Annotated in this window: 16 protein-coding genes; 2 read left to right on the top strand and 14 right to left on the bottom strand. The window is 73.9% G+C overall.

All coding sequences use genetic code 11. The features are described from left to right. Window positions 1-195 precede the first annotated feature (195 nt). The 3 genes from ACFWMZ_RS16850 to ACFWMZ_RS16840 form a co-directional block, all read right to left on the bottom strand. Window positions 196-2,775, bottom strand: a complete 2,580-nt coding sequence (locus ACFWMZ_RS16850; RefSeq protein ID WP_383202318.1) for a polynucleotide kinase-phosphatase — start codon at window positions 2,773-2,775, stop codon at window positions 196-198. Continuing rightward, window positions 2,772-4,340: a 3' terminal RNA ribose 2'-O-methyltransferase Hen1 gene (locus ACFWMZ_RS16845; protein ID WP_383173847.1), complete on the bottom strand. Its 1,569-nt coding sequence runs from the start codon at window positions 4,338-4,340 to the stop codon at window positions 2,772-2,774. The genes ACFWMZ_RS16850 and ACFWMZ_RS16845 overlap by 4 nt, the downstream gene beginning before the upstream one ends. Window positions 4,341-4,435: 95 nt before the next feature. Continuing rightward, entirely contained in the window at window positions 4,436-4,945 is a 510-nt protein-coding gene (locus ACFWMZ_RS16840) for an NUDIX domain-containing protein (protein WP_383173850.1), read from the bottom strand. Between the two features lie 133 nt (window positions 4,946-5,078). Here ACFWMZ_RS16840 and ACFWMZ_RS16835 point away from each other — a divergent pair, with 133 nt between their 5' ends. After that, window positions 5,079-6,002 (top strand): LLM class F420-dependent oxidoreductase, encoded by a 924-nt coding sequence (locus tag ACFWMZ_RS16835; RefSeq protein ID WP_383173853.1) that lies wholly within the window; start codon window positions 5,079-5,081, stop codon window positions 6,000-6,002. Window positions 6,003-6,094: 92 nt separating this feature from the next. Here ACFWMZ_RS16835 and ACFWMZ_RS16830 read toward each other — a convergent pair whose 3' ends face one another. The 10 genes from ACFWMZ_RS16830 to ACFWMZ_RS16785 form a co-directional block, all read right to left on the bottom strand. Continuing rightward, window positions 6,095-6,574 carry a DUF6099 family protein gene (locus ACFWMZ_RS16830; protein WP_383173856.1) on the bottom strand — a complete coding sequence of 160 codons (480 nt, stop codon included), beginning with the start codon at window positions 6,572-6,574 and terminating at the stop codon, window positions 6,095-6,097. A 350-nt stretch (window positions 6,575-6,924) separates the two neighbouring features. Further along, window positions 6,925-7,326, bottom strand: coding sequence for a nucleotide pyrophosphohydrolase (locus ACFWMZ_RS16825; protein ID WP_383202315.1), 402 nt, complete (start codon window positions 7,324-7,326; stop codon window positions 6,925-6,927). 11 nt (window positions 7,327-7,337) lie between these two features. Continuing rightward, window positions 7,338-8,654, bottom strand: a complete 1,317-nt coding sequence (locus tag ACFWMZ_RS16820) for an ATP-binding protein (RefSeq protein WP_383173859.1) — start codon at window positions 8,652-8,654, stop codon at window positions 7,338-7,340. Between the two features lie 144 nt (window positions 8,655-8,798). Further along, window positions 8,799-9,185, bottom strand: a complete 387-nt coding sequence (locus tag ACFWMZ_RS16815) for a cell division protein SepF (protein ID WP_383173862.1) — start codon at window positions 9,183-9,185, stop codon at window positions 8,799-8,801. A 346-nt stretch (window positions 9,186-9,531) separates the two neighbouring features. After that, window positions 9,532-11,931 carry a phosphoketolase gene (locus ACFWMZ_RS16810; protein WP_383202312.1) on the bottom strand — a complete coding sequence of 800 codons (2,400 nt, stop codon included), beginning with the start codon at window positions 11,929-11,931 and terminating at the stop codon, window positions 9,532-9,534. 74 nt (window positions 11,932-12,005) lie between these two features. Continuing rightward, window positions 12,006-12,788, bottom strand: coding sequence for an ATP-binding protein (locus tag ACFWMZ_RS16805; protein ID WP_383202309.1), 783 nt, complete (start codon window positions 12,786-12,788; stop codon window positions 12,006-12,008). Between the two features lie 147 nt (window positions 12,789-12,935). Then, the gene (locus tag ACFWMZ_RS16800; protein ID WP_383173871.1) at window positions 12,936-13,445 is read right to left on the bottom strand and encodes a DUF6328 family protein; all 510 of its coding nucleotides are present in this window, start codon (window positions 13,443-13,445) and stop codon (window positions 12,936-12,938) included. A 212-nt stretch (window positions 13,446-13,657) separates the two neighbouring features. Continuing rightward, a complete protein-coding gene (locus ACFWMZ_RS16795; RefSeq protein WP_383202306.1) occupies window positions 13,658-14,287 on the bottom strand; it encodes a lactate utilization protein C in 630 nt (209 codons plus the stop codon). Beyond that, window positions 14,284-15,861 (bottom strand): LutB/LldF family L-lactate oxidation iron-sulfur protein, encoded by a 1,578-nt coding sequence (locus tag ACFWMZ_RS16790; RefSeq protein ID WP_383173877.1) that lies wholly within the window; start codon window positions 15,859-15,861, stop codon window positions 14,284-14,286. The genes ACFWMZ_RS16795 and ACFWMZ_RS16790 overlap by 4 nt, the downstream gene beginning before the upstream one ends. After that, complete coding sequence (locus ACFWMZ_RS16785; protein WP_383173880.1) at window positions 15,858-16,625, bottom strand: (Fe-S)-binding protein; 768 nt, start codon at window positions 16,623-16,625, stop codon at window positions 15,858-15,860. Before ACFWMZ_RS16785 ends, ACFWMZ_RS16790 begins: the two co-directional genes overlap by 4 nt. Before the next feature lie 209 nt (window positions 16,626-16,834). On the opposite strand from ACFWMZ_RS16785, the gene ACFWMZ_RS16780 reads away from it, so the two are divergent. Beyond that, entirely contained in the window at window positions 16,835-18,508 is a 1,674-nt protein-coding gene (locus ACFWMZ_RS16780) for an L-lactate permease (protein WP_383202303.1), read from the top strand. Between the two features lie 249 nt (window positions 18,509-18,757). Here the strand turns inward: ACFWMZ_RS16780 and ACFWMZ_RS16775 are convergent, their stop codons facing one another. Next, complete coding sequence (locus ACFWMZ_RS16775) at window positions 18,758-19,966, bottom strand: geranylgeranyl reductase family protein (protein ID WP_383173886.1); 1,209 nt, start codon at window positions 19,964-19,966, stop codon at window positions 18,758-18,760. Between the last annotated feature and the right edge of the window lie 128 nt (window positions 19,967-20,094).

Below are 20,094 nucleotides of genomic sequence, written 5' to 3'. Positions count from 1 at the left end.
AGGCTCATAGAGGTCCGCCATGACGCCAGGCTGACGAGAGGCGCCGCGCCCGGCGCGGCGCCGGGAGTCACCGGTTCGCCGATCCGCCGGTTCGCCGGCCGTGCGCCCCGTAGGCGCGCCGGACGGAATCCCGGACGAGCGGGCACCAGAGTGGACGGGCCCCGAGACGATCACGGGACCCGTCCGCCCCCCTCCTCACAACCGCGGGTCCACCGGCTCCGACTCCAGCGCGAGGACGCCGAACACCGCCTCGTGCACCCGCCAGAGCGGCTCGCCGTCGGCCAGCCGGTCCAGGGCCTCCAGGCCGAGGGCGTACTCCCGCTGGGCCAGGGAGCGTTTGTGGCCGAGGAAGCGGCCGCGCAGGCGGGCCAGGTTCTCAGGGCGGGTGTACTCGGGGCCGTAGACGATGCGCAGGTACTCCCGGCCCCGGCACTTGAGGCCGGGCTGGACGAGGCGGCCGTCCTTCCCCTTGACCAGGGCGTCGACGGGCTTGACGACCATTCCCTCACCGCCCGCGCCGGTCAGCTCCAGCCACCAGTCGGTGCCGGCCCGGGCCGACTCCGGGTCGCCCGTCTCCACGAAGAGCCGCCGGGTGGGGGCGAGCAGGCCCGTCGGGTCGGCCTCGACCAGGCGGTCGATCAGGGCGAGCTGCCGGTCGTGCGGGAGGCCGGCGAGGCTGCGGCCGCTCACCGCGAGGAGCTGGAAGGGGGCCAGCCGGGCCCCTTCCACGCCCTCGGTCGGCCAGCAGTACCGCTGGTACGCCTCGGTGAACGCCGTCGCGTCCGCCGCCCGCTCCCGCTGCCGCTCCAGCAGGGCACCGGTGTCGACGCCGCGCCCGGCCGCCGCCCCCAGCGCCGCGAGGGCGTCCGGGAAGGCGGCCCGGGCGGCCGCGCCGACGGCCGCGTACTGGGAGCGGAGCAGGCCGGTGGCCTTGAGGGACCAGGGCATCAGTTCGGCGTCGAGGAGGAGCCAGTCGGTCTCCAGCTCCTCCCAGAGTCCGGCCGCGCCGACCGCCTCCCGGACCCGGGCGAGCACGGTCTCGGTGGCCTCCGGCGCGTCGAAGAACGGGCGTCCGGTACGGGTGTGGAGGGCGCCCGTGACGCCTTCGCCGGCCACCCCGAACCGCTCGCGGGCGGTGCGGGCGTCGCGGCAGACCAGGGCGACGGCCCGCGAGCCCATGTGCTTCTCCTCGCAGACCACCCGTCCGACCCCGGCCGCGGCGTACTCGGCGAACGCCTCCTCGGGGTGCTCCAGGTACCCCTCGCGCCGGGAGGTGGCCGTGGGGGCCATGGTCGGCGGCAGGTACGGCATCAGGCTCGGGTCGACGGCGAACCGTGACATCACCTCCAGCGCCGCCGCGGCGTTCTCCTCCCGCACCGCCACCCGGCCCTGGTGGCGGGTCTCGACGGCGCGCCGCCCGGTGACGTCGGCGAGGTCCAGCGGCCGGCCCTCGTGTCCGCCGGGCGCCTCGGAGGCCAGCGGCCGCACCGGCTCGTACCAGACCCGCTCGGCCGGCACGTCGACCAGTTCGCGCTCGGGCCAGCGCAGCGCGGTGAGCTTGCCGCCGAAGACGGCGCCGGTGTCGAGGCAGACCGTGTTGTTGACCCAGGTGGCGGTGGGTACGGGGGTGTGGCCGTAGACCACGGCGGCACGGCCCCGGTACTCCTCGGCCCACGGGTAGCGCACGGGCAGGCCGAACGCGTCGGTCTCGCCCGTGGTGTCGCCGTACAGGGCGTGCGCGCGGACCCGGCCCGAGGTGCGGCCGTGGTACTGCTCGGGCAGGCCCGCGTGGCAGACCACCAGCGCCCCGCCGTCCAGGACGTAGTGGCTGACCAGGGACTCCACGAACTCCCGCACCCGGGCGCGGAACCCGGGGTCGCGCTCCTCCGCCCGCTCCAGCTGCTCGATGGTCTCGGCCAGGCCGTGGGTGGCGCGCACGGTGCGGCCGTTCAGCAGGCGGCCGAGCTTGTTCTCGTGGTTGCCCGGGACGCAGAGGGCGTCGCCGGAGGCGACCATGGACATCACGCGGCGCAGTACGCCCGGGGTGTCCGGGCCCCGGTCCACGAGGTCGCCGACGAAGACCGCGGTGCGGCCCTCGGGGTGGTGGCCGTCGACGTAACCGAGCTTGCCGAGCAGCATGTCGAGCTCCGACCGGCAGCCGTGCACGTCGCCGATGATGTCGAAGGGGCCCGTGAGGTGGCGCAGGTCGTTGTACCGGCGCTCGCGGACCACGACGGCCCGGTTCACCTCGTCCTGGCTGCGCAGCACGTGGACCTTGCGGAACCCTTCACGCTCCAGCCCCTTGAGGGAGCGGCGCAGTTCGCGCCGGTGGCGCGCGATGACGCGGCGGGGCACACCCGCGCGGTCGGGGCGGGCGGCGTTCCGCTCGGCGCAGACCTCCTCGGGCAGGTCGAGGACGACGGCGATCGGCAGCACGTCGTGGCGCCGGGCGAGGTCGACCAGCCGGCGGCGGCTCTCCCGCTGGACGCTGGTGGCGTCGACGACGGTGAGCCGCCCGGCGGCCAGCCGCTTGCCCGCGATGTGGTGAAGCACGTCGAAGGCGTCGGCGCTGGCGCTCTGGTCGTTCTCGTCGTCGGCCACCAGGCCCCGGCAGAAGTCGGAGGAGAGCACCTCGGTCGGCTTGAAGTGGCGGGCGGCGAACGTGGACTTGCCGGACCCGGTGGCGCCGATCAGCACCACCAGGGACAGGTCGGTGACGGCCAGCTCGCGCGGTACGGAGGCGGCGGGCACGGCGTCGGAATCGGTACGGGTCATGCGTCCCGGTCCTCCTTCGGCGTCGGAGCGGCGGGCTGGGCGGGTGGTCCGGCGGGCTGAACGGCGGACTGTTCGGTCGGCCGGGCGGCGGATGGTTCGGCCGATGCGGAAGGTGCCCGCGCGGGGGCTTCCGCGCGGGTGAAGACGGCCAGTTGGGTCGGCGGCCCGACCTCCGGGTCGTCGGGGCCCACCGGCAGGTGGGCGACGGCGTAGCCGTGGCGGCTCGCGACGCTCTCCGCCCAGGCACGGAACTCCGCCCGGGTCCACTCGAAGCGGTGATCGCTGTGGCGGACGTGCCCGGCGGGCAGCGACTCCCAGCGCACGTTGTACTCGGCGTTGGGCGTGGTGACCACGACGGTGGCCGGGCGGGCCGAGCCGAAGACGGCGTGCGCCAGCGCGGGCAGCCGGGGCGGATCGACGTGCTCGACCACCTCGCTGAGCACCGCCGCGTCATACCCGGCGAGCCGCTTGTCGGTGTAGGTCAGCGAACCCTGGACGAGCCGGACCCGGCTCGCCTGCCGCTCCCCCATCGTCTCCAGCCGCAGCCGCCGGGCTGCCACAGTCAGGGCCCGCACCGAGACGTCCAGCCCCACGATCTCCGTGTACCGGGCATCCTTCAGCAGGGCCTGCACCAACTGGCCCTGGCCGCAGCCGAGGTCAAGGACCCGGCAGGCGCCCGCCCGGGCGAGCACGTCGATGATCGCGGTGCGTCGCTGCTCGGCGAGCGGCACCGGACGCTCCTGGTCCTCGGCGGTCTCCTCCACGGCGTTGTCCAGCGCCTCGGGCGGGGTGTCGTCGGTCTCGGCCAGCCGGGCGAGCTCCAGCCGCTCCCGGGCCTGGCGCGTCAGCGACCAGCGGCGCGCGAGGTAGCGGCTGGTGATCAGCGCCTGCTCGGGGTGGGCGGGCAGCCAGCCCTCACCGGCGCGCAGCAGCTTGTCGACCTCGTCGGCGGCCACCCAGTAGTGCTTGGCCCCGTCGAGGACGGGGAGCAGCACGTAGAGGTGGCGCAGGGCCTGGGCGACGGTCAGCTCCCCTTCGAGGGCGAGCCGGACGTACCGCGAGTCGCCCCACTGCGGGAACTCCTCGTCGAGCGGGACGGGCGTGGCCTCGACCCGCCAGCCGAGCGGCGCGAAGAGCCGCTCCACCAGCGCCGCCCCGCCCCGCGCCGGAAGTGCGGGCACCTCCACCCGCAGCGGCCGCGGTTCGTCGGGCAGCTCCGGGCGGGCCGTGCAGACGCCGCGCAGGGCGCTGCGGAAGACGGCGCCGAGCGCCACCGCCAGCAGCGAGGAGGCGGCGTACGGACGGTCGTTCACGTACTGACCGAGCGCCGAGTCCGGGGCACCGCCGCGGCCCTTGCCCTTGCCGGAGCGGACCAGGGCGACCGCGTCCACCTCCAGCAGCAGGGCCGCCGTGCACCGCTCCACGGACGCCTCCGGGTAGAAGACGTGCGCGGTGCCGTGCGAGGTGGTGAACGCCTGCGCCTTCGCCGGGTGCTTGTGCAGCAGGAATCCGAGGTCGGATGCGGGACGTCCAGGGCGGCCTTGGGTGGTCAGAGTGAGGAACACCTGGCCGAGTATGACCAGGCGCACGGGGGCGGGCCAGGGGTTTTCCGGCGCACAGGACGCCTCGCCGCCGCCCGGCGCGGAGCTCCGTGCCCGGGTCAGGTCACCGGGTACCCGTCGCGCAGGCAGAGCGGGCGGCCGGTGCGCAGGGCGTCGCGGACCGGGCGGAGCCGCCGGGCGCGGTGCGGGCCGAGCCGACGGGTCCACTCCTCGACGGAGAGCAGCAGCCAGTCGTCGTGCTCCTCGGAGAGCCGGATGGCGTCCAGCCGCCCCGGCTCCAGCACGGGGGCGCGGAAGAAGTGCTGGACGGCGGGCTCGCTGTCCTCGAAGGTCACCCAGTCGTACCCGAGCAGCCGGGGCGGCCCCACCAGTTCGTAGCCGATCTCCTCGCGGGCCTCCCGGACGGCGGTCGTCCACGGGTCGTCGTGGGCGTCCCTGACTCCGCCGACGAACTGCCAGCTGTCCTCGTAGGTCGCGTGGACCAGGAGCAGCCGGTACTCCGCGTCGTGCAGGACCAGGGCCGAACAGGCGGTGTTGCGGGGCAGGGAGGCGAGCCAGTCGGCGCGGGAGAGGCGGGTGGGGGAAGCGGCCAGGGTGGTGTCGGTCATGGCTCCCAGCCTGGACCGTGCGGCGGGCCGGGCACCGGGTGTTCGCCGTACGACCACTCGAAGGTGCGCATCCGCTCCCCCCGGGGCCGGTGGGGCGTCCCGGCCGGGCGGACGGTGAAGGCAAGATGGGACCATGGATCTTCGCGTTTTCACCGAACCCCAGCAGGGCGCCACCTACGACACGCTGCTCCGCGTCGCACAGGCGTCCGAGTCGCTGGGCTACTCCGCCTTCTTCCGCTCCGACCACTACCTGCACATGGGCTCCGTCTCCGGCCTGCCCGGGCCGACGGACGCCTGGATCACCCTCGCCGGTCTCGCCCGTGAGACCAGGACGATCCGGCTCGGCACCCTCATGACGGCCGGGACCTTCCGGTTGCCCGGGGTCCTCGCCATCGAGGTGGCCCAGGTCGACGCCATGTCCGGCGGACGCGTGGAGCTCGGTCTCGGCTCCGGCTGGTACGCGGAGGAGCACTCCGCCTACGGCATCCCCTTCCCCAAGGAGAAGTTCGGGCGGCTGGAGGAGCAACTGGCCATCGTCACCGGGCTGTGGAAGACGCCGGTCGGGGACCGGTTCGACTTCGACGGGAAGTTCTACCAGCTCAAGGAGTCTCCGGCGCTGCCCAAGCCCGCCCAGGAGCGGGTGCCGGTGCTCATCGGCGGACACGGCGCCAAGCGGACCCCGGCGCTGGCGGCGGAGTACGCCGACGAGTTCAACATCCCGTTCGCCTCGGTGGAGGACACCGCGGCGCAGTTCGGCCGGGTGCGGGCCGCCGCCGAGGAGCGGGGCCGCCCCGCCGACAGCCTGGTGTACTCCAACGCGCTCATCGCCTGTGTCGGCCGGACCGACGCGGAGGTGAAGCGGCGCGCCGACGTGATCGGGCGTGACGTGGACGAGCTGAAGGCCAACGGGCTGGCCGGCTCCCCGGCGGAGGTGGTGGAGCGGATCGCGGCCTTCCAGGCGGTCGGCTCGCAGCGCATGTACCTCCAGATGCTCGACCTCGACGACCTGGACCAGCTCGAACTGATCTCCGCCGAGGTCATGCCGCAGCTCTCCTGACCCTCGGTCCCCGCTCCCGGTCCGCGTCCGCGCCCCCGCGGCCGGGAGCCCGGTGGGGGCGCCGGTCCGGCCACGTACCCGCACGGCGCCGCTCACCGCAGCTCGGCGGCGGGGCCGCGCCCGGGCCGGCCGGAGCTCTCCCCGAGCGCCCGGAGCATGTCGAGGACCCGGTCCCGGGCCTCGTCCGCCGCGTCGATCGCCTCGACCGAGGCCCAGTACAGCGCCTCCTGGTACACCCCGCAGGCGAGGCCGACCAGGGCGATCCCCACCTCGCCGAGGAGTTCGGCGAGGGCGAGCAGGGTGGCCTCCAGGTCCGGGGCGCGGGTCAGCCGGGCCGCCCTCGGGTCGCCCCGGCAGGGCACCGGCAGCTCCGTCGCCTCGGCGGCGCGGCCGCCGGGGCTGCTCAACGCGACGGCGGCCTCTCGCAGTTCACGCGGGCCCTCCTCGGCGAGCAGCGCGCCGACGGCGCGGGTCAGCGCCTGCGCCTCCCACACCTCCGCCGTGATGGTCTCCAAGCTGCGGCCGCGCAGCAGGGCCTGCCGGTTCATGGTGATCAGTCGCAACGCGTCCATACCGTCCCCCCGTTCACTCGCCGCGCGCCGGAGCCCTCCACGCCCGGCGCCGCCGCGACGCGCCCGGCGAGCGGGCGTGAAGGAGCGGCACCGGGCGCCCGGCGAACACCCCGGGCGCATCAGTCCACTACCCAGAGTGATGCACTCCGCGCCGAAACGCCAGAGGAAATCGGAAATCTGTGGACACAGGATCGATTGTGGACAACTGGATCACTCCGGAGAGTGAGATGGCGCGGATGGGGGCGGAGGGGCCGCTCGGGTACCGGGCGCCGGCAGGGCGCCCCCGCAAGGCCGTTCGGCGCCACCCCGGCCGCACCACCGCGCCGGGCCCGGTGGTGCGGCCGGGCCGTTCAGCGGTCGAGCGGGTACGGCCCGGCGGGGAAGCGCCGCTCGTTGCGTTCGATCTTCGCGGCCAGCGCCTCCAGCGCGTCGACCCCCAGCACCTCGCAGAGCTGAAGGGTGTAGGCGAGCACGTCCGCGACCTCGTCCCGGACCCGGAAGGCGCTCTCCGGGTCGTCCATGACGGCCGCCGCCTGTTCCGGCGTCAGCCACTGGAAGATCTCCAGCAGTTCGGAGGCCTCGACGCTGAGCGCCGCAGCGAGGTTCTTCGGCGTGTGGTACTGCCCCCAGTCCCGCGCGGCGGCGAACCGGGCGAGCCGCTTCTGGAGCACCTCCGCGGTGAGCCCGCCGCCCTCGATCCCCGCCCCGGCGGCCCCGCCCGCCTCCCGCTCCGCGCGTCCCGCTTCGTCCACTGCCCCGCTCCTCATCCGGTTCCGTCCCCGTCCGGCGTCAGGTCTACCACCGTCGCCCCCTCCCCCGCCGCCCCACCCACCTGGCCCGCGTCGCGGACCGTGCCGATCAGCCGGATGTGACCGTGCGACACCGCGCGCCCGGCCAGCTCGACCAGCCCCCGCACCTGCCGGGTGCCGAGGTCGCGGTCGAAGCCGTCGGCGAGGACGGTCAGGCACTGGTAGGCGCCGGGCACCTCGGCGGCCGGGTCGACATCCAGCACACCCGGCCCGGTGAGGAGGACCAGGGCGAGCGCCAGGTGGCGCAGCTCCCCGTCGCCGAGCCGGGCCAGCGGGGTGCGCGGTCCCGCGCCCCGGTCGAGCAGGGCCTCCACCGTGCCGCCGGGGCGCAGTTCGGCGAGGACGTCGCGGACGGGCCGGAGAGCGGCCTCGCGGACGGCGGAGACGAGCAGGCCGTGGCGGACCGCGCATTCGTTGCGGGTGCGCAGCAGCACGTCCGCGAGGTTGTCGCAGTGGGGCAGCAGGCGGCCGGTGGCCACCGGCACGGGGGCGCGCATCACGGCGGGCCGGGGGTCGCAGGCGAAGACCGAGCGCAGGGCGACGACGGCCTGTTCGGCGGCGGCCAGCACCTGCCGTTCCCCCGCGGTCCGCCCGGCGACCCGCAGCGGCAACAGGGCGGTGGCTAGCTGGTCGTCGGGGAGCGGCCCCCGGGTCACCGGCACCGCCCCCGCCGTGTGCCAGGCGGCCTGCACGGTGCGCCGCCCGGGGTCGCGCAGGGCCGTCTCCAGCAGGGTGACGCCCTGCCAGGTGAGGCGTTCGCCGACGATGCGCAGGGCGGGCTCGGCCTGCACGGCGAGGTCGAGGCGGACCGGGCCGACGGGCCCGTCGACGGTGCAGCCGATGCGGAAGCCGCGCCGCCGCTGGGCGTCGGGCCGGGCGCCCTCCGGGACGCAGGCGGCCGGGTCGGCGAAGACCGTCTCCAGACAGGCGCCGGAGCCCAGCGCGGCGAGGGCGGCGTAGGCGTTCAGGACGGTGGTCCTGCCGCTGCCGCTGGGTCCGGCGAGGAGGGTGAGGGGGCCGAGGGGGACCCGGGTGCCGCGCAGGCCCGCGTAGGCGGACAGGCGGAGTTCGGTGACGGCGGGCCGGTGTTCCGCCGGGGCGGGCGGTGCGTCGGGGGTCTCGGCGGCGGCCGGGCCGGGCGGCGGGTCGACGGGGTGGCGGCGCGGTTCGGGGACGGTCTCGCCGGGGCGCCGGGCGGGGGCGGTGCGCAGGGGGAGGGCGGTGTGCCGGGGACGGCGGCTGCCGGGGGTGAGCTGCGGGGGGACGGTCATGGAGCGGACCGTAGACAACGGTGTCGGAGGTGAACCGTTTTCCCCCCGAACCCTTCCTACGATCGGGGGAAGCGGCCGGCCCGCCGGAACCCCGCGGTCACGACGGTGCCCCGGCCCACTGCGAGGCCGGGGCACCGGTCGGGCTCAGTTCTGCGGGGTGACGCTCTCCACCAGCCCCTGGACCTCCATGCCGGGAGGGGCGAGCAGGAAGACGTTCCGATCGACGCGGTGCATGCCGCTGCCGAGGCCGAAGACGACTCCGCTGCTGAAGTCCAGGACGCGCTTGGCGACGTCGGTCTCGGCACCGCTCAGGTCGAGGAGGACCGGGACCCGGGTCATCAGCGTCTCGGCGACGTCGCGGGCGTCGGAGAAGACGTTGACCCGCATGACCACGAACCGGCGCCTGGGTTCGGTCCTGGCTTCCGGGGTGGCGCGGTGGCCCGGCCAGGACGGCCAGGCGTCGCGGCCCCGCAGGGGAACGACCTGGGCGAGGCCCTCCCACTGCTCATCGGTGACGTCGTGGCCGTTCACTGCCCCCACCCCGTCCGGGCTCGCTCGGTTGTCTGCATTCCGTAATTCTGACGCGCTTCACCCGATCGGCCCAACTGCGACACGGTCCGCCTGGCCCGGCAGTGGTGTCGGCGCCGTCCTGCGGATACGCGTACCCCTTGCCGGACCGGTGAACCAGGGACTGTGCGTACCGGCGCGGCGGGACGCCTCGCCCGGGGGCGCTCAGGGGCCGACGCGGGATCAGCTCTCCGCTCCAAGGGCCGCTCCACCGTGACCAGGGACGAGCTGGCGGAGGCACTCGGCCGCCGACCGGGTCGGCGGCCGGACCGGGCGTGACCGCGCCGCCCCGGTCCGGCGGCCGACGTGCTCAGCCCTCCCAGCTCCACTCGGCGACCTCCGGCAGGTCGCTGCCGTGCTCGCGGATCCACCGGTGGTGGCGGAAGCGGGCGTCGGCCATCTCCTGGCGCAGCCCGACCGCCCGCACCCCGAGGCCGGGGACCCGGTCGATGACGTCCATGACCAGCCGGTACCGGTCGAGGTCGTTGCGGACCACCATGTCGAACGGCGTGGTGGTGGTCCCCTCCTCCTGGTAGCCGCGGACGTGCAGGTGGTCGTGGCCGTGGCGGCGGTAGGTCAGCCGGTGGATCAGCCACGGATAGCCGTGGTACGCGAAGACGACCGGCTTGTCGCGGGTGAAGAGCGCGTCGTACTCGGCGTCCGGCATGCCGTGCGGATGGTCTCCCTGGGGCAGCAGCCGCGCCACGTCCACCACGTTGACCACGCGGAAGCTCAGCTCCGGCAGGTGGTGGCGGAGCAGGCTGGCTGCGGCCAGCACCTCCTGGGTCGGCACGTCCCCGGCGCAGCCGAGGACCACGTCCGGTTCGCGGACGCCGTCCTCCGTCCCGGCCCACGCCCAGGTCCCGGCACCGCGCGCGCAGTGGGCGCGGGCCTGTTCCAGGGTCAGCCAGTCGAAGGTGGGCTGCTTGCCCGCGATGATGACGTTGACGTAGTCGCGGCTGCTCAGCACGTGGTCGGCGGCGGCGAGCAGGGTGTTGGCGTCCGGCGGCAGGTAGACGCGGACGGCCTCGGGACTCTTGTTGAGGATGTGGTCGACGAAACCGGGGTCCTGGTGGGAGAAGCCGTTGTGGTCCTGGCGCCAGACGTGCGAGGTCAGCAGGTAGTTGAGGGAGGCGATCGGCCGCCGCCAGTCGAGCCTTCGGGAGGCGCGCAGCCACTTGATGTGCTGGTTGACCATGGAGTCGACGATGTGCGCGAACGCCTCGTAGCAGGAGAACATGCCATGTCGGCCGGTGAGCAGGTACCCCTCCAGCCAGCCCTGGCAGAGGTGCTCGGCGAGGACCTCCATGACGCGGCCGTCCCGCGCAAGGTGCTCGTCGGTGGGGAGCTGCTTCTCCTCCCACGCCTTGCCGGTGGCGCCGTAGACGGCGTCGAGGCGGTTGGAGGCGGTCTCGTCGGGTCCGACCAGGCGGAAGTCGCGGTGGTCGGCAGTGGCCGCCATGACCGCCTCAAGCAGGCCGCCGAGGACTTGGGTGGGCTGGCTGGTGCTCCGGCCGGGCGCCGCCACCTCCACGGCGTGGTCGGCCAGGTCGGGCAGCGGCAGGTCGCGGGTGAGGCGGCCGCCGTTGGCGTACGGGGTGGCGCCGAGCCGGGCGTCGCCCTCGGGGACGTACCGCAGGACCTCGGGGCGGGGGCGACCGTCCTCGTCGAAGAGCTCCTCCGGGCGGTAGGAGCGCATCCACTCCTCCAGCTGGCGCCGGTGGTCGGCGTTCTCGCGGACGCCGGGCAGCGGGACCTGGTGAGAGCGCCAGGTGTTCTCGACGGGCAGGCCGTCGACCTCGCGCGGCCCGGTCCAGCCCTTGGGGGTGCGCAGCACGATCACCGGCCAGGAGGGACGCTCGGTGGCGCCCTGCTCGCGGGCGCGCTCCTGGATGACGGCGATCCGGTCCAGCGCGGTGTCCATGGCGACGGCCAGGTCGCGGTGGACGGCCTCGGGTTCGTCGCCCTCGACGTACAGCGGGTCGTGGCCGTAGCCGCGGAGCAGGGCGTCGAGTTCGTCCTCGGGGAGCCGGGCGAGGAGCGTCGGGTTGGCGATCTTGTACCCGTTGAGGTGGAGGACGGGCAGGACGGCGCCGTCGTGGACGGGGTCGAGGAACTTGTTGGAGTGCCAGGAGGCGGCCAGCGGGCTCGTCTCGGCCTCGCCGTCGCCGACGACGCAGGCGACGAGGAGTTCCGGGTGGTCGAAGGCGGCGCCGTAGGCGTGGGAGAGGGCGTAACCGAGTTCGCCGCCCTCGTGGATGGAGCCGGGGACGTCGGGGGCGACGTGGCTGGGAATGCCGCCGGGGAAGGAGAACTGCTTGAAGAGGCGGGCCATGCCGGTGGCGTCGCGGGGGGTGTCCCGGTAGATCTCGCTCCAGCTGCCCTCCAGCCAGGAGTTGGCGACGACGGCGGGACCGCCGTGGCCGGGGCCCCAGACGGCGAGGGCGGTGAGGCGGCGGTCCTTGATCACCCGGTTGAGGTGGGTGTGGACGAGGTTGAGTCCCGGCGAGGTGCCCCAGTGCCCGAGCAGCCTCGGCTTGATGTCCTCGGGGGTGAGCGGGCGGGTGAGCAGGGGGTTGTCCATCAGGTAGATCTGCCCGACGGCCAGGTAGTTGGCGGCGCGCCAGTGGGCGTCCAGGGCGGCGATCTCCTGGGCGGACGGTCCGGCGTGCCGCTCGACGCCACCGGTGCGGTCGGATGCCTCGCTCATACGGGTTCTCCTGGGGGAACGGGGACGCGGCCCCCGCCGGCCTCGGGGCCAGACGGGAGCCGCGCGGACGTCACTCAGCCCACGCTGACGGCGGGCGGCGGGCAGGGGCGCGCCCCGCTCAGCAGTGGCTGCGGGGTGCCGGGCAGGCCGGCCGCGCCCTGCGGCAGGTCGACGCGCCGGGTGCACCAGACGACCTTTCCGCTCTCCGTGTGACAACTGCCCCAGCTCTCGCAGAGCACACCGATCCGCGCGAGTCCGCCGCCGCGCGGCAGGCGCCGGGGCATAGCGGTGCAGGTGTCGGCGACCGAGACGGTCAGCCGCCGACCGCTGAGCCGGAGTTCGACGGTGCAGGGGGCGCCGTCACCGACGTGCCGGACGACGTTGCCGAGGAGTTCGGCCAGGGCCTTCCCCATCGGGCCGGCCTGGCGCTCCAGGCCCCAGTGGCCCAGGTAGGCGGCGGCGATGCGCCGGACCTGGTCGATCCGGTCGGCGGCGATCCGCAGGTCGAGTCGGTAGAGCCGCTCGGCACGCGCCGTGTCGAAGGTGACCGTCCCGGCCGGGGCGGCCGACTCCACCGGACGCTCGGCGCGCGTGACGCGGACGGCGTGACCGCCGCGCCCCTCCCCCGGCTGGGGGGCGCCGACCAGCGGAACGGCGCGCGGCGGCGCGGCCTCGGGCGCGGTCCGTCCGGCGGGCGGGCCGGTGCGCGGGCGTTCGGGCGCCACGGGCGGGGCGAGGGCCTCCGGGGCGGCGAGGGTGCCGGGGCACGGGGCCGGTACCGGGGGCGCGGCCCCGGCGACGGTGGGGATCACGGCCTCGGCGGCCGTGGGCTCGGTGCTGTCGAAGGACAGGGACATGGTCGCGGCTCCTGTACGAGGCTCACGCGCCCCCCGTCGAACCGCACCCCCGACCACGCGGCGTGAGCTGTTGCCTCTTCTGGGTCACCCACAGGGTCACCCGGCTTGCGGGCCCCCGCAACCGGAGCGGAGGGACGCCCGGCGGGCTCACTCGTTCCGCGTGTCCCGTAGCAGGGCGAGCACCGGGAAGACGAACCAGCACAGCACGAACCACACCGCCATGCCGCCGACCAGCCAGAACGCGGCGCCGTTGCTCAGGGTGACCCGCAGGACCAGCAGCAGGGCCGCGCACATCGTGCACAGCAGCAGGATCAGCCCCAGCACGGTGAGCCGGGAGGCCCACACCACCGTCTGCGGTTTGAGGCGGCGGCCGGTGAGGAGCCGGTGGTAGGAGACGGGCCCGATGAGCGCGGCCGCGGTGGCCGCCGCGAGGACGACGGTGATGACATAGATGACGCGGTCGGTGTGCCCCAGGTCCTCGAAGCGGGGCTGGAAGGCGACCGCCAGCAGGAAGGCGAAGAGCACCTGGACACCGGTCTGGGCGACCCTCAGCTCCTGGAGCAGTTCGGACCACTGGCGGTCCGCGCGTTCCTCGCGGGTCTCGGTGCGCCCCGTCCCCAGGGCCCTGGGCCCCGGTCCGCCTGCTTCCCTCGTCACCGGTCTCCTCTCCGCGGGGGGTACGGGCGTCCGAGTCCCGTACGCCTGACCACCGTATGCCCGCTCGGCGCCGGGTCAGCGGTACGACAGCGCCGGGCGTCGGCGGCGCGGCGTGAGGGCGCGGGCGCGAGCGGGGAGCAGCCCCCGGGGAGCATCTCCCAGGGGGCTGTCGGTCCTGCGGCCCGGCCGTCGGGCGGCCCGTCCGGCGCCGGTCAGGCGTCGGTGCGGATGATCACGTCCAGGGTGCGGGGGCCGTGGACGCCCTCGACCCGCTCCAGCTCGATGTCGGAGGTGGCCGACGGACCGCTGACGAGCGTGGTGGGCCGGTGCGGGGTGAGCCGGGCCAGCGCCTCGGGGACGCCGACCGCGACCGAGGAGAGGTCGACCACGCAGACGTGCAGGTCGGGGACGAGGGAGAGGGCGCGGCGGCCCTGGTCCGACTCGCCGTCGAGGAAGATCGTGCCGGTCTCGGCGCAGCTGACCCGGGAGGCGGTGACCACACCGTCCAGCGCGTCCAGGCTCGGCGCGGGGATGTCGGCGCGGTCCTCCTGCACGGTCCCGTCGAACTCCGCCAGCCAGCCGCGGTCGAGCCCCGCCGGGACCCCGATGCGCCGGGCGCCACGGGCCGCGAGGACGCGGGCCACGGTGGCGGCGGTCTCCCCGGCGGCGCAAAGGTGGACCTCGGCCTTGTAGTCGACGAGCCGGTCGACGAAGAGGTCGAGCCGTTCGGCGTCGGGCAGGGTGCGGCCGGTGCGGTAGGCCCTCGGGACGGCGGCCTCCGGCTTCGGGGCCAGGGTCAGGGCGTCCCGGACGCGGCCGAGGACGGTCTCTCGCGCGTTCACCGCTGCTCCTCGCTGTCGCCGGTGGCGGGGGTGGTTCCGTCGGCCTGCCGGGCGCGCCGCTCGGCGCCCTCGCGGGCGGCGGCGCCGAGGGTGTCGCGGCCCTCGTCGGAGGCGAGCCAGTCGCGGAAGGTCTGTTTCGGCGGGGCGGCGAGGTCGCGGCTCTCGCTCCAGCCGTCGAAGGGCGGCGGCAGGTGCGCGATCTTCTTGTCCCGCCCGGCGACGACGCGGCCGAGCCCGGCCGCCTTCTGCGCGGTGGTGTACAGCCCCGGCCGCGCCATCACGGCGGCCGCCGCCCTCATCGCGGTCCGCTCGACGGTACGCCCGGACTGCTCGGTGTTCTGGTGGCGCAGCTCCACCAGGAGCGAGGGGATGTCGATCTTCACCGGGCAGGCGTCGAAGCAGGCGCCGCAGAGGCTGGAGGCGTACGGCAGCGAGCTGTTCGGGTCGTCCTTGGCGGCGTGCATGCCGGCGAGCTGCGGGGTGAGGACGGCGCCGATCGGCCCGGGGTAGGTCGAGCCGTAGGCGTGCCCGCCGGCCCGCTCGTAGACCGGGCAGACGTTGAGGCAGGCGGAGCAGCGGATGCAGTTGAGCGCCTCGCGGCCGACGGAGTCGGCGAGGGCGGCGGTGCGGCCGTTGTCGAGCAGCACGAGGTGGAACTCCTGCGGCCCGTCGCCCGGGGTCACACCGGTCCACAGCGAGGTGTACGGGTTCATCCGCTCCCCGGTCGAGGAGCGCGGCAGCAGCTGGAAGAAGACCTCCAGGTCCTCGTAGCGCGGCAGGACCTTCTCGATGCCCATGACGGTGATGAGGGTGTCGGGCAGGGTCAGGCACATGCGGCCGTTGCCCTCGGACTCGACCACCGAGAGGGTGCCGGTCTCGGCGATGCCGAAGTTGGCGCCGGAGATCGCGACCTTGGTGGTCATGAACTTCTCGCGCAGGTACGCGCGGGCGGCGGCGGCGAGTTCGGCGGGGACCGCGTTCAGCTCCGGGTCGACGCCGGGGATCTCCTTGAGGAAGATCTCGCGGATCTCCTCGCGGTTGCGGTGGATCGCCGGGACCAGGATGTGCGAGGGCTTGTCATGGGCGAGCTGCACGATCAGCTCGGCCAGGTCGGTCTCGTGGGCGGTGACGCCCTGGCTCTCCAGGTGCTCGTTGAGGCCGATCTCCTGGGTGGCCATCGACTTGACCTTGATGACCTCGTCGCTGCCGGTGGCGGCGACCAGGCGGGTCACGATGGCGTTGGCCTCGTCGGCGTCCCGGGCCCAGTGGACCGTGCCGCCCGCGTCGGTGACCTTCCGCTCCAGCTGTTCGAGCAGCTCGGGGAGGCGGTTCATGGTGTCGGTCTTGATGGCGGAGCCCGCGTCCCGCAGGGCCTCCCAGTCGGGCAGCTCGGCGGTGACGTTCAGCCGCTTGCCCCGGATGGTGTGAGTGGCCTTGCGGAGGTTCTGGCGGAGCTGGCCGTTGCGGAGTTCGTGGTGGGCGGCCTTCGGGAACTTCTCGTCGCCGCGCAGGTTGCCCGAACCGTACGGGGAGCGCGGTGGCGCGGCGGGCATGCCGAGGAAGGTGCTGCTCATCGTGCGGCCTCCGTCAGGACGTGGGGCGCGGTGCGGGTGCTCGCGAGGATCTGCGCGAGGTGGAGCGTACGGGTGCCGGACCGGATCCGGGAGAGGCCGCCGCCGATGTGCATCAGGCAGGAGGAGTCCCCGGCCGTGCAGACGTCGGCGCCGGTGCCGGTGACGTGGGCGAGCTTGTCCTCGAGCATCGCCGAGGAGGTGTCGGCGTTCTTGATCGCGAAGGTGCCGCCGAAGCCGCAGCAGGCGTCCGCCTCCGGCAGCTCCACCAGGTCGATGGCGTCGACGGCGCGCAGCAGCTTCAGCGGCTTGTCGCCGACCCGGAGCATCCGCAGGGAGTGGCAGGTGGGGTGGTAGGTCACCCGGTGCGGGAAGTAGGCGCCGACGTCGGTGACGCCCAGGACGTCGACCAGCAGCTCGGAGAGTTCGTACGTCTTCGCCTTCACCGTCGCGACGCCGGAGCGCAGCGCCGCGTCGCCGTACCGCTCGGCGATGATCTCGTGCTGGTGGCGGACCGAACCGGCGCAGGAGCCCGAGGGCATCACCACGGTCTCGATGGAGGCGTCCCCGAACTGCTCGGCGAAGTTGCGGACCAGGGGGACCGGTTCGCGCTGGTAGCCGGTGTTGACGTGCATCTGGCCGCAGCAGGTCTGGCCCGGCGGAAAGACCACCTCGTGCCCCAGGCGCGCCAGCAGGACGGCGGTCGACTTCACCGCCTCGGGATAGAGCGTGTCTCCCAGGCACGTGGCGAAGAGTCCGATACGCATGGGCCGACCTCCACGATCGATTTATGGTCCTACCATATTAGCGTCTGGCCGTACTTTCCTGAAGAGGCGCGGAGTAGTTTGGTCCGACCTTATTGACATGGGATATCTCTGGTGCGGTACTGAGTTCGAATCGCCAGCCACACGCGTCACAGCGGCTCCAGAGGCGGGACCTCGGACCCCGGGCGCGGAACTCGATGAGGAGCACTCTCGTGGCCCCAGCACCATTGGCCGCTCTCGCCGCCGTGTACACACCGGATTCGACTGCCGTCGGGGGCAGCCTGGCGGGAACGGCACTCCTGGGGCTCGTCCCCCTCGCCACCTTCTTCCTGCTGCTCATGTGGGCCAAGCGGTCCGCCCTGCAGTCGGCGACCGGCGCGCTCGCCGTCGCTCTGCTGGTGGGCGTCGTGGGGATGGGCATGCCGGTGCAGCTCGGTCTCCTCTCCGCGAGCCAGGGCCTGGTCTTCGGACTCTTCCCCGTGATGCTCATCGTGGTCGCGGCGATCTGGTTCTACGAACTGACCGTCGTCAGCAACCGCTTCGAGGACCTGCGGCGCTCCTTCAGCGCCGTCGGCCGGGGCGACCTGCGCGTCCAGGCGATGCTGATCGCCTTCTGCTTCGGCGGACTCCTGGAGGCGCTCGCCGGGTTCGGCGCGCCCGTCGCCATCACCGCCGCCATGCTGATGGCGCTCGGGCTGCCGCCGCTGCGGGCCGCCGTCACCGTGCTGGTCGCCAACACCGCTCCCGTCGCCTTCGGCGCGATGGCGATCCCGATCACCACCGCGGGCAACCTCACCGGCATCCCGCCGGAGGAGATCGCCGCGGTCGTCGGCCGCCAGAGCCCCGTGCTCGCCCTCTTCGTACCGCTTCTCCTGCTCTTCCTGGTCGACGGTGCGCGCGGACTGCGCCAGCTCTGGCCCATCGCGCTGGTCACCGGTGCCGTCTTCGCCGTCGCCCAGTTCTGGTGCTCCGCGCACTTCGCCTACGAGCTGACCGACGTGGTCGCCGCCCTCGCCGGGTTCGCCGCCGCCGTGCTCATGCTGCGGTTCTGGCAGCCGACGACGCCCGAGGACCAGCGCTCCAAGGTCGAGGCCGAGCCGCTGACCGTGCGCCGCGTCAACCTCGCCGTGCTGCCGTACGTGCTGGTCATCGCCGTCTTCGCGCTGGCAAAGCTGAACCTCGGCGGGCTGGACATGCCGAAGGTCCTCGGCGTGTGGAACATCGAGCTCCCCTGGCCCGGGCTCTACGGGTCCTTGCTCGCGCCCGACGGGTCGCCCGCGGGCAGCGCCGTCTACAAGCTCGACGTGCTCGGCAACCCCGGGACGCTGCTCATCCTCTCGGGCCTCCTGGTCACGCTCGTCTACCGGCTGACGCGGGACGAGCGGTTCCCGATGACCGGCCGGATGGCGGTGGGCGCCGCCGGGCACACCCTCGCCAACATGAAGGTGTCGATCGCCACGGTCGCGACCGTGCTGTCCATCAGCTACGTGATGAACCAGTCCGGGCAGACCGTCGCCGTCGGGACCTGGTTGGCCGCCGCCGGCGGGGTGTTCGCGCTGCTGTCGCCGAGCCTTGGATGGCTGGGGACCGCTGTCACCGGGTCGGACACCTCGGCCAACGCGTTGTTCGCGACGCTCCAGCAGACGGCTGGGCAGAAGGCGGGGATCGACCCGACCTTGCTGGTCGCGGCCAACACCTCCGGCGGGGTGGTCGGAAAGCTGGTCAGCCCGCAGAATCTGACGATCGCCGCCACGGCTGTCGAGCAGCCGGGGAGTGAGCGGGTGCTGCTTCGCAAGGTGGCGGGGTACAGCTTGGCCATGCTGGTCGTGCTGTGCGGGCTGGTGTACCTCCAGTCGCTGCCCGTGCTGGCCTGGATGTTGCCCTAGGTGGGCCGCGGCTCAGGAACCGCGTGGGCGGTGCTGGGCTGTGGGTGGCGCCGGCGCTCTCCCGCCATGGTGGCGGGGGGCGCCGGCGCATGTTCTCGTGCGACGAGGGCGTGGTGACCGTTCCTCCTCAGCGGACGCCGCGGGTGTGAACCCCGGGGCGGGAGCCGGCCGTTACCGTCGTGGCCCGTTGAACGAGCGAAGGGAAAGGGCGGCTCGGGGGCCGGGTTCTCCACGGGACGGGTGAGGTTCTCACGACGGCTTTCTGGGGCGCCCGAGCGGGAGACGGCCGGCCAGAGAGGTGGCGGTCCGCGCGAGGGGCGTCGACATGATCCCGGCGACGCTGGTGCGGCCGGCGAGGTAGGCGTCGAGATGGCGCCATGCCGCGGGCACGCGGGTCAGTGCGGTGTGGACGAGACCGGGGTTGCGGGTGAAGAGGCTCATGACCGTGCTGCTGGCACGCATCTCGACCCCGAGGAGGTCGTCGATCTGCCGGCCGTACCGGTCGACGGCCGCCCCGGCCTCCTCGTCGGTGGAGGTGGCGAGGCGGGCGGCGGCGCGACCAGCCAGGTCTCCGGAGCGCAAGGCGTAGGAGATGCCTTCTCGCGACCAGTGATCGACGAGGGCCGCGGCGTCACCTGCGACCAGTACGCGGCCCCGGGCGAGGGGGGAGTCGGGATGGCGGCACCGGGTCAGGTGACCGGTGTCGTGCAGGGGCCGGGGACCGAGAAGCCCCTGGCGTGCGAGGAAGTCCTCCTTGTAGGCGCGCAGGGCGGCAGGGTTGCCCCGGGCGGCCACCACTCCGGCGGTACAGACGTCGCCCTTGGGGAAGACCCAGCCGAAGGAACCCGGCAGCGGTCCCCACTCCATCAGGGCGCGGCCGCGCCAGCGGTCGGCCGTCCGTTCTCCGACCGGGATCTCGGCCTCCAGAGCGAGATCGACCTGCGCGCACCGCACTCCCACGTGCCGGGAGACTCTGCCGGCGCTGCCGTCGGCGCCGACCACGGCGCGGGCGCGGAGGACGTCGCCGCGGTTGGTTCTCACGGTGACGGTCCCGCCCCGCTGTTCCAGCGTGGTCAGCGCGGTGCTGTCGCGGACCTCCGCCCCCGCCGCCGCGGCGGCCTCGGTCAGGGCCGCGTCGAGTTCGCTGCGGTAGACCATGGCACACGTCGGGGAACCGCAGTCGAGGGTGCGTTCCCTGCGGCCGTTGAGGGCGAAGGTGAACTGGCGGGCGGTGTCGTGGATGTTCAGGGTCAGGCCGGGCGGGAGTGCGGCGAGGGACGCCCCGATGAGGCCGCCGCCGCAGGTCTTGTAACGGGGGATGGCGGCGCGCTCCAGCAGCAGGGTGTCGCAGCCGTTCTCGGCGGCGACGCGGGCGGCGGTGGCACCGGCCGGTCCGGCGCCGACGACGATCACGTCCCGGACACCGGGTGCGCGGGCGTGGGCGGAAGGAGGGAGCATGCGGTGGTCCCCTAGCTGTATTGACCACGAGCATTGTTAACGCCGACGGGTCTTGATCATGGCGAAGACCTCCGGTGTGGTGGAGGTGTCGAGTCTTCACCGCACGGAGGTCTTCGTGTCCCACCGTA

Origin of the sequence: Streptomyces sp. NPDC058373, from assembly GCF_042723275.1 — a bacterium.
In the GTDB taxonomy this organism is placed as follows: Bacteria; Actinomycetota; Actinomycetes; order Streptomycetales; family Streptomycetaceae; genus Streptomyces.
The sequence above is the reverse complement of the archived record's forward strand: the minus strand, read 5'-3'. Positions and strand labels throughout refer to the sequence as shown.